The sequence below is a fragment of the Kitasatospora sp. NPDC056651 genome (assembly GCF_042792155.1).
Taxonomy (GTDB): Bacteria; Actinomycetota; Actinomycetes; order Streptomycetales; family Streptomycetaceae; genus Kitasatospora.
In genome coordinates, this window is the sequence record NZ_JBHTWX010000051.1 from 1 (window position 1) to 9,594 (window position 9,594).

General features: G+C 76.2%; 6 protein-coding genes. All 6 read left to right on the top strand.

Features of this window, described 5'->3' with window-relative positions; genetic code table 11:
- Positions 1–4,492 (top strand): amino acid adenylation domain-containing protein (locus ACFRAR_RS20530; RefSeq protein WP_380699548.1); only part of this gene is annotated, 4,492 nt, incomplete at its 5' end.
- A gap of 136 nt (positions 4,493–4,628) precedes the next feature.
- Positions 4,629–5,675, top strand: a complete 1,047-nt coding sequence (locus ACFRAR_RS20535) for an SAM-dependent methyltransferase (RefSeq protein ID WP_380699549.1) — start codon at positions 4,629–4,631, stop codon at positions 5,673–5,675.
- Positions 5,675–5,938, top strand: coding sequence for a hypothetical protein (locus ACFRAR_RS20540; RefSeq protein ID WP_380699550.1), 264 nt, complete (start codon positions 5,675–5,677; stop codon positions 5,936–5,938). Before ACFRAR_RS20535 ends, ACFRAR_RS20540 begins: the two co-directional genes overlap by 1 nt.
- Positions 5,939–5,951: 13 nt before the next feature.
- Positions 5,952–7,049: a 4-hydroxyphenylpyruvate dioxygenase gene (gene hppD, locus ACFRAR_RS20545; protein WP_380699551.1), complete on the top strand. Its 1,098-nt coding sequence runs from the start codon at positions 5,952–5,954 to the stop codon at positions 7,047–7,049.
- A complete protein-coding gene (locus tag ACFRAR_RS20550; RefSeq protein ID WP_380699552.1) occupies positions 7,046–8,191 on the top strand; it encodes an alpha-hydroxy acid oxidase in 1,146 nt (381 codons plus the stop codon). Before hppD ends, ACFRAR_RS20550 begins: the two co-directional genes overlap by 4 nt.
- Before the next feature lie 65 nt (positions 8,192–8,256).
- On the top strand, positions 8,257–9,486 hold the full coding sequence (locus tag ACFRAR_RS20555; protein WP_380699593.1) for an aminotransferase class I/II-fold pyridoxal phosphate-dependent enzyme: 1,230 nt from the start codon (positions 8,257–8,259) through the stop codon (positions 9,484–9,486).
- Positions 9,487–9,594: the final 108 nt, after the last annotated feature.

The window sequence follows — 9,594 nt, forward strand, 5'->3', positions numbered from 1 at the left end:
CGCGTTCACCGCCCACGAGAACGTCGGCCAGGCGCTCGCGGTGGTCCGCGAGGACCAGCCCGGCGACAAGCGGCTGGTGGTGTACGCCACCGGCACCGCCACCCCCGCCGCCACCCCCGCCGAGCTGCGCGCCGCCGTCGCCGACCGGCTGCCCGGCTACATGCTCCCGGCCGCCGTGGTCGTCCTCGACGCCCTCCCGGTGACCGCCAACGGCAAGGTCGACCGCAAGGCCCTACCCGCCCCCGACTACACCGGGGGCGCCGAGGGTCGCGCCCCGCGCACCGACACCGAGCGCGCGCTCTGCGAACTCTTCGCCGACGTCCTCGGGTTGGACCGGATCGGGATCGACGACAGCTTCTTCGACCTGGGCGGCCACTCGCTGCTGGCCACCCGGCTGGTCGGCCGCATCCGCACCGCGCTCGGCACCGAACTGCCCGTCCGGGCGCTGTTCGACGCCCCCAGCGTGGCCGCCCTCGCCGAGGTGCTGCCCGCCCCCGGCGGCGCCCGCCCGCACCTGCGGCCCGTCGAGCGGCCCGAGCACGTCCCGCTCTCCCCCGCGCAGCGACGCCTCTGGTTCATCGACCAGTACGAGGGCCCGAGCGCGCTCTACAACACCCCGTGCGCCCTCCGGCTGACCGGCGACGTCGACGTACCCGCCCTGGAGTCGGCCGTCCGGGACGTGGTGGCCCGGCACGAGGTGCTGCGCACCGTCTACCCGACCACCGGCGGGCAGCCGCACCAGCTGGTCCTGGACGCGCCCGAACTGCCGCTGCACACCGCGTCGGTGGCCACCGAGGAGGAGCTCGCGACGGCCCTCGCCGAGGCCGGGTCGCAGGTCTTCGACCTCGCCCGCGACCTGCCGGTGCGCGCCACCCTGCTGTCCCTGCCGGACGACGAACACGTCCTGCTGCTGCTGATGCACCACATCGCCACCGACGGCCACTCCGTCGCCCCGCTGCTGCGCGACCTCGCCGAGGCCTACCGGGCCCGCCGGGCCGGCGCCGCCCCCGACTGGCGGCCGCTGCCGCTGCAGTACGCCGACTACGCCCTCCGGCAGCACGAGCTGCTCGGCACCGACGAGCGGCCCAGCGCCCTGCTGACCGGTCAACTCGCCTACTGGCGCGAGGCCCTGGCCGATCTGCCGGAGGAGCTGGCCCTCCCCTACGACCGCCTCCGCCCGGCCGCCCCGAGCCGCCGGGGAGCCTCGGTGGAACTCCGACTGGACGCCGAACTCCACGTCTCCCTGGCCGAGTTGGCCCAGCGGAGCCGAGCCAGCGTGTTCATGGTGATGCAGGCCGCGCTGGCCACCACGCTGGGCCGGATCGGCGCGGGCACCGACCTGCCGATCGGCACCGTGGTCGCCGGGCGCGCCGACGAGGCCCTGGACGACCTGGTCGGCTTCTTCGTCAACACCCTGGTGCTGCGCACCGACACTTCCCCTCGCTCCGCTGGGGATACCCCTAGCGGCGACCCGACCTTCCGGGAGCTGGTGGAGCGCGTCCGGCTGACCACCCTGGAGGCCTTCGAGCACCAGGACGTGCCCTTCGAGCGGCTGGTCGAGCTGCTCAACCCGGCGCGTTCGACCGCCCGCCACCCGCTCTGCCAGGTGATGCTGACCTCCGCCGGCGGGACCGGCGGGACCGGCGAGGCCGGGGAGAGCGGACTCGACGGCCTGCCCGGCCGGGTCGAGCAACTGGAGTCGGGGCTCGCCAAGTTCGACCTGACCTTCGCCTTCGGCGAGAGCTTCGACGCGGCCGGCGCGCCCGCCGGGCTGAGCCTGACCGTCGAGTACGCCCTCGACCTGTTCGACCGGGCCACCGCCGAGGCGACGGCCGCCCGCTTCGAGCGCGCCCTGCGCGCGGTGCTGGCCGACCCGGACCAGCCGGTGGGCCGGGTCGAGGTGCTGGCCCCGGAGGAGCGCGAGCAGCTGCTCACCGGCTGGAACGACACCGACCGCCCGATCGAGCCCGCCACCTTCTCCGCGCTCTTCGAGGCCCGGGCCGCCGCCCGCCCCGAGGCCGTCGCGCTCTCCTTCGGCACCGAGCAGCTCACGTACGGCGAGCTGAACGCGCGCGCCAACCGCCTCGCCCGGCTGCTGACGGAGCACGGCGCGGCCCCCGAACGGTTCGTGGCGATCGCCCTGGAGCGCTCGATCGACCTGGTCGTCGCCCAACTCGCCGTGCTCAAGGCGGGCGCCGCCTTCCTCCCGGTGGACCCGCGCTACCCGGCCGACCGGATCGCCGCCATGCTGGGCGACGCCCGGCCCGCGCTCGTCCTCACCGGCGCGGCCCTGGCCGACGGCCTGTTCGCCGACAGCGCCGTCCCCCGGCTGCTGATCGAGGACCTGGACGCCTCCGGCCGGCCGGCGCACGACCTCACCGGCCCCGCGCTCTCCCCGGGCTCGGCCGCGTACGTCATCTACACCTCCGGCTCCACCGGCCGCCCCAAGGGCGTGGTGGTCACCCACACCGGCCTGGCGAGCATGGTGGAGAGCCAGCGCGAAGCGTTCGCCGTCACCCCGGACAGCCGGGTGCTGCTCTTCGCCTCGCCGTCCTTCGACGCGGCCGTGTCGGAGCTGGGCATGGCCCTGCTCACCGGCGCCCGGGCCGTCCTCGGCGACGCCGACCAGCTGCTCCCCGGCCCGGCACTGACCGAGCTGATCGCCGAGCAGGGCGTCACCCACCTCACCCTGCCGCCCACCGCCCTGGCCGTCCTCGCCCCCGACGCGATCCCCGAGGGCGCCACCCTGGTCGTCGCCGGCGAGGCCTGCCCGCCCGACCTGGTCGAGCACTGGTCCGCCCGCACCCGGATGGTCAACGCCTACGGCCCCACCGAGTCGACGGTCTGCGCCAGCATGAGCGCCCCGCTCAGCGGCCGCGTCAACCCGCCGATGGGCCGCCCCGTCGCCAACACCCGGCTGTACGTGCTCGACTCCAGCCTCCAGCCCGCCCCGGCCGGAGTCACCGGCGAGCTCTACATCGCCGGCGCCGGCCTGGCCCGCGGCTACCTCGGCCGCCCCGACCTGACCGCCGAGCGCTTCGTCGCCGACCCGTACGGCCCGCCCGGCGGCCGGATGTACCGCACCGGCGACCTGGTCCGCCGCCGCCCCGACGGCACTCTGGAGTACCAGGGCCGCGCCGACCACCAGGTCAAGATCCGCGGTTTCCGGATCGAACCCGGCGAGATCGAGGCCGCCCTCGCCCGACACCCCGCCCTCGCCCAGGCCTTCGTCCTGGTCCGCGAGGACCGCCCCGGCGACCGCCGACTCGTCGGCTACGCCGTCCCCCACCCCGGCCGGACCGCCGACCAGGCCGAACTGCGCGCCCACGTCGGCACCACCCTGCCCGACTACCTGGTCCCCTCGGCCGTCGTCGTCCTCGACGCCCTGCCGCTCACCGCCAACGGCAAGGTCGACCGCAAGGCGCTGCCCGCCCCCGACGCCGGCCGGACCGGCTCCGGGCGGGCACCCGCGACACCCGGCGAGGAGCTGCTCCGCGGCCTGTTCGCCGACGTGCTCGGGCTGGACGAGGTCGGCGTGGACGACAACTTCTTCGAGCTGGGCGGGCACTCGCTGCTGGCCGGCCGGCTGGTCGCGGGCCTGCGCGAACTGGTCGGCGGGGACGAACGGATCGGCGTCCGCACGGTGTTCGAGGCACCGACCGTCGCCCGGCTCGCCGAACGGCTCGCCCAGGGCCCGGACGCCGAGAGCTTCCCCGTGCTGCTGCCGATCCGCACCCGCGGCTCACGCCCGCCGCTGTTCTGCGTCCACCCGGCCGCGGGCATCAGCTGGGTCTACACCGGGCTGCTGCGCCACCTCGACGCCGAGCAGCCGATCTACGGCCTCCAGGCCCCCGGCCTGGCCGACCCGGACGCGCGCCCGGCCTCGGTCGAGGAGCTGGCCCGGACCTACCTCGCGCGGATCCGCGCCGTCCGCCCCGAGGGCCCGTACGCCCTGCTCGGCTGGTCCTTCGGCGGCGCCGTCGCCCACGCGATCGCCGCGCTGCTGCGCCGACAGGGCGAGGAGGTACGGCTGTTGGCGCTGCTGGACGCCTACCCGGGCACCGGCGAGCCGGCACCCGACCAGTGGCGGGACGACCCGGCACAGCTCGCGGAGATCCTCGACTCACTCGGCCACCCGGCCGGGGAGGTCACCGCCTGGCCCGCCGACGAGGACGGCTACGCCGCGCTCGTCCGGGGCGGCGAGGGCCCGCTCGCCGGCCTCAGCGGCGCCGGGGTGGCCCGGGTGGTCTCGGTCTTCCGAACCAACGCCGCGCTGTCCCACGCGCTCCCGCTGCCCGGCTACGACGGCGACGCGGTGTTCTTCACCGCCGCCGGGGACCGGCCCGCCGACGCCCCCGACCCGGAGGGCTGGCGCCCGCACCTGGGCGGCCGGTTCGACGTCCACGAGGTGCCGAGCACCCACGGCGCGATGACGGGCCCCGAGGCGCTCGCCGTCATCGGCCCGGTGCTCGCCGCCCGTCTGACGCCCTGACCCGTCCGTCCGTCCGCCCGCCCGCCCCACCGACTCACCGCCCCACCGACCCACCATCCCGACCGACCGCAGGTGACCGGCCTGCGCACCCATCGCGGACCGCACCCGGTCCGCCCACGGAGAAACGGACACCACCATGACCGCTGCGTCCATCCCCGACTCCTGGCGCGGCATCACCCCGTCGCCGATCACCTCGACCGACGCCTACAACGGCTTCATCGCCGCGAACGTGATCTTCGCGCTGGACCGGATCGGCCTGCTGGAGGCGATCGGGCGCGGCGAGCCGCTGTCGGCCGCCGAGGCCACCGCCCGGTCCGGCGACACCGCCCGCACCGAGGCCGTACTGCGCGCCGCCGCCGACTACGGCTACCTCAAGGCCGACGCGGACGCCTACCTGCCCACCGAGGCCGGCCTGGAGATCGCCGCCGCGCGCGGCTACTTCACCTGGGCCGTCGGCGGCTACCACGACGTGTTCGGCCGCGCCGGCCAGCTGAGCACCGGCACCCGCCACTACGGCGAGGACGTCTTCCGCGACGAGGCGATGGTCGCCCTCGGCTCCGCCCAGTGCGACCAGTCGCTGTTCGCCGCGCAGCTGACCGACGTGCTCTCCGGCATCGACTTCCGCACCATCGCCGACCTGGGCTCCGGCACCTCCGCCCGGGTGCGCCGGGTGGTCTCCCAGCGCGAGGGCAGCCGGGGCCTGGGCATCGACATCAGCCGTCCGGCCACCGACATCGCCCGCCGCGAGATCGCCGAGGCCGGGATGGAGGAGCGGGTCACCGCCGTCCGCGCGGACGTGCTGGGCCTGCTCGGCACCCAGGTCGACAACGACGCGGAGGCCGCCGAGGTGGCCGAGGTCGACACCGTGATGAGCTTCTTCCTGCTGCACGACCTGCTGGCCGACCCGGAAACCCGCTCCTCGATCTTCACCCGGATGCGGGAGGCCTTCCCCAAGGCCCGCACCTTCGTCCTCGGTGACACCATGCTGCGCGACCCGGGCACCTCCGACGGCGCCCAGCCGGTCTTCTCGGTCGGCTTCGAACTGGCGCACGCCATGATGGGCGTGCCGCTGCACACCAAGGCCACCTACGAACGGCTGTTCGCCGACGCGGGCCTGCGGATCGACCGCGTCGAGGCGCTGGCCACCCCGCACTCCTGGCTCTACGTCCTCCAGGCCGACTGATGACCGCGGCACCCGTCGGACACCGGCCGGCGCGGAACGAGCACCCGTACCCGCCGCCGTCGTCCGTGCCCGCCGCGCCGACCGCGGCCGCCGCCGACCCGCACCGGTCCCCGGACTTCCGCCCGGGGCGGGTCGCCGGGATCGCCGCGGAGCGGGACCGCGTCCGGGCCGGCGTCGGCCAGGGGGACGCCGACGACGCGGTGGTCGAGGGCTTCACCGCCGTCGCGCCGCTCGTCCCTCGAAACCTCCCGTCCTCCTCATGAGAGAGCTCCACCGATGACCGACCGTTCCTCTCCCTGCGCCGCTCCGGTCCCCGTCGAACTGGACCACGTCGAGTTCTACGTCGCCGACCTGGGCGCCGAAACGATCCGGCTGACCACGGAGTACGGCTTCGAACTGCTCGTCCCGCCGACCGAACGCGGCGGCCCCGCCGAGCGCTGCCTGTCGGCGCTGGTCGGCCAGGCCTCGATCCGGCTGCTGCTCACCCAGCCGCTGGCCGCCGGCCACCCGGCCACCGGCTACCTGGCGCGGCACGGCGACGGCGTGGCCGCGCTCGGCCTGCGGGTGCCGGACGCCGCCGGGGCGTTCCGCACCCTGACCGACCGCGGCGCCACCGCGCTGCGTCCGCCGCTGGCCGGGGACGGCTGCGTCACCGCGGTGGTCGACGCCTTCGGCGACGTGGTGCACACCCTGGTCGAGCGCGGCCCCGGCGTCCCGGCCGGCCGCATCCCCGGCCTGCCGGACCCGGCCCCGCTGACCGGCGCGGGCGAGGTCGGGCTGCGTTCCGTCGACCACTTCGCCGTCCTCGTCCCGTTCGGCGAGCTGCGCTCCACCGAGCGCCGCTACCACGAGGTCTTCGGCTTCCGGACGGTCTTCGAGGAGCGGGTCGAGGTCGGCGCGCTGGGCATGGACTCGGCGGTCGTGCAGAGCGCCGACCACAGCGTCACGCTCACCCTGATCGAGCCGCTCGCCGCGGACGCGGGCGGCCAGATCGCCTCCTTCCTGGCCGGCCACGACGGCGCCGGGGTGCAGCACGTCGCCTTCGCCGCCGAGGACGCCGTGCACGCCGTCTCCGCCATGGCCGGGCGCGGCGTGCCGTTCCTGCGCGCCCCGGGGGCCTACTACGACTCGCTGCCCGGCCGCCTGACGCCGCTGCGGCACACCACCGACCGGCTGCGCGAGCTGAACCTGCTGGTCGACCAGGACCACGACGGCCAGCTGTTCCAGATCTTCACCCGCTCCCGGCACCCGCGGCACACCTTCTTCTTCGAGGTGATCGAGCGCATCCGGGCCCGCAACTTCGGCAGCAACAACATCCGTGCCCTCTACGAGGCCGTGGAACTCCAGCGCGACACCAGCGGGGTGGCCGGATGAGCGCGCCCGTCCGCACCGACGCCGCCCCGGCCGGGGAACGCCCGGCGCTCTGCGTCGCCGAGTACGCCGAGCGGGCCCGGGCCGTGCTCGCGCCCGAGGTGTGGGAGTGGCTGGAGGGCGGCGCGGAGCGCGAGCTGACCCTCGCCGCCAACCGGGCCGCCTTCGACCGGGTGGGCCTGGTGCCCCGGGTACTGGCCGACGTCGGCACCCGGGACACCGCCGCCACCCTGGTGCGCAGCCGGTCGGCCCTGCCGGTCGCGGTGGCGCCCGTCGCCTACCACCGGCTGTTCCACCCCGAGGGCGAGCTGGCCTCGGCCCGCGCCGCGGCCGCGGCGGGCGTGCCGTTCACCGTCGGCACGCTCAGCAGCGTCGGTTTCGAGGAGCTGGCGGGGACCGGGGCCACCCTCTGGTTCCAGCTGTACTGGCTGCGCGACCGGGGCCGGCTGCTGGACCTGGTGAAGGCGGCCGAGGCGGCGGGCAGCGAGGCGCTGGTCGTCACCGCCGACGTGCCGTACATGGGCCGCCGGCTGCGCGACGCCCGCAACGCCTTCGCGCTGCCCGGGCACGTCCGCGCCGCGCTGCTGGAGGACGGCGCCGCCGGGCGGGCGCACGAGTCCACCGCGGCCGTCTCGGCGGTGGCCGCGCACACCGCCGAACTGCTCTCCCCCGGCGTCACCTGGGCCGACCTCGACTGGCTGCGCGGGCAGACCGCGCTGCCGCTGGTGGTCAAGGGCGTGCTCGACCCGGCGGACGCCCGGCGGGCCGCCGGCCTCGGCGCCGCGGCCGTCGTGGTCTCCAACCACGGCGGCCGCCAACTCGACCGCGCGGTCCCCGCGTTGACCGCCCTGCCCGCCGTCGCCGAGGCGCTGGCCGGCCGCGACTGCCAGGTGCTGATGGACAGCGGGGTGCGCGGCGGCTCCGACGTGCTCACCGCGCTGGCCCTCGGCGCGTCCGGGGTGCTGCTCGGACGGCCGCTGATCTGGGGCCTGGCCGCCGGCGGCGAGGCCGGCTGCGCCGAGGTCCTCGACCTGCTCGCCGCCGAGCTGCGGCACGCCCTCGGCCTGGCCGGCTGCGCCGACCTGCGGGCCGCCGCCGAGCTGCGCACCACCCCCCTGCCCGGCCCGACCTGGAGCACCCCGTGACCACCCCCGACGCGCCGGCCGACCTGCTGCTGGCCGGCCTGCACTCCTCCCTCGCCGACCCGGCGATGGCCTCGATGAACCTGCTCAACGAGATCTCCATCCGCTACCCGGAGGCGGTCTCCTTCGCGGCCGGGCGCCCGGCCGAGCGGTTCTTCGACACCGACGCCGTCCACCGCCACCTGGACCGCTACCTCGACCACCTGCGCACCGAGCGCGGGCTGACCGAGGAGGCCGCCCGCCGCCAGGTGCTCCAGTACGGGCGCACCAAGGGGATCATCCACGACCTGATCGCCACCCACCTCGCGACCGACGAGGGCATCGAGGTGCCCGCCGAGTCGATCGTGGTCACGGTGGGCTGCCAGGAGGCGATGTTCCTGGTGCTGCGGGCGCTGCGCCGCGGCCCGGAGGACGTGGTGCTGGCCGTCTGCCCCACCTACGTGGGGCTGACCGGCGCGGCGCTGCTGGCCGACCTGCCGGTGCGGCCGGTGGCCGACGGCCCGGACGGCGTGGACCTCGCCGACCTGCGCCGGCAGCTGGCCGCCGCCCGGGCCGAGGGGCTGCGCCCCCGGGCGCTCTACCTGGTGCCGGACGTGGCCAACCCGAGCGGGGCCAGCCTGCCGCTGGAGCTGCGCCGGGAGCTGCTGGCCCTGGCGGAGCGGGAGGACTTCCTGCTGCTGGAGGACAACCCGTACGGCTTCTTCGCCGGCGAGGAGCGGCTGCCCTCGCTCAAGGCGCTGGACACCGGGCGGCGGGTGGTCCACCTCGGCTCCTTCGCCAAGACGGCCCTGCCGGGCGCCCGGGTCGGGTACGTGGTGGCGGACCAGCTGGTGGCGGACGGCCGGGGCGCCACGGTGCTGCTCGCCGACCTGCTCGGCATGGTCAAGAGCATGACCACGGTGAACACCTCGCCGATCGCCCAGGCGGTGATCGGCGGCGCGCTGCTGGAGCACGGCCACAGCCTGCGGGCCGCCAACGCCGAGGTGGCCGCGCTCTACCGGCGGAACCTCGCGCTGGTGCTGGAGGGCCTGGCCCGGCGCTTCCCGCCCGGCGGCGGGGTGACGTGGAACGAGCCGCGCGGCGGGTTCTTCGTGGTGGTCACGGTGCCCTGTGTGGTGGACGACGCGCTGCTCGAACTCTCGGCCTCGCGGTACGGGGTGATCTGGACCCCGATGTCGCACTTCCACCCGGGCACCGGCGGGGAGCACCAGCTGCGGCTCTCCGTCAGCCAGGTCGACCCGGCCACCGTCGACCGGGGCCTGGACGGCCTGGCCGCGCTGCTCGCCGCGCGGTCCTGACCGGCCGTGGGTGGGGGGGGGGGGCCCGCGCGCGGGCCGGCGCGGGGGGGGCGGGGGGGTGGGGGGGCGGGGCGCGGGCCCGCGCGCCGAGCGCACGCCCGCCCGGGG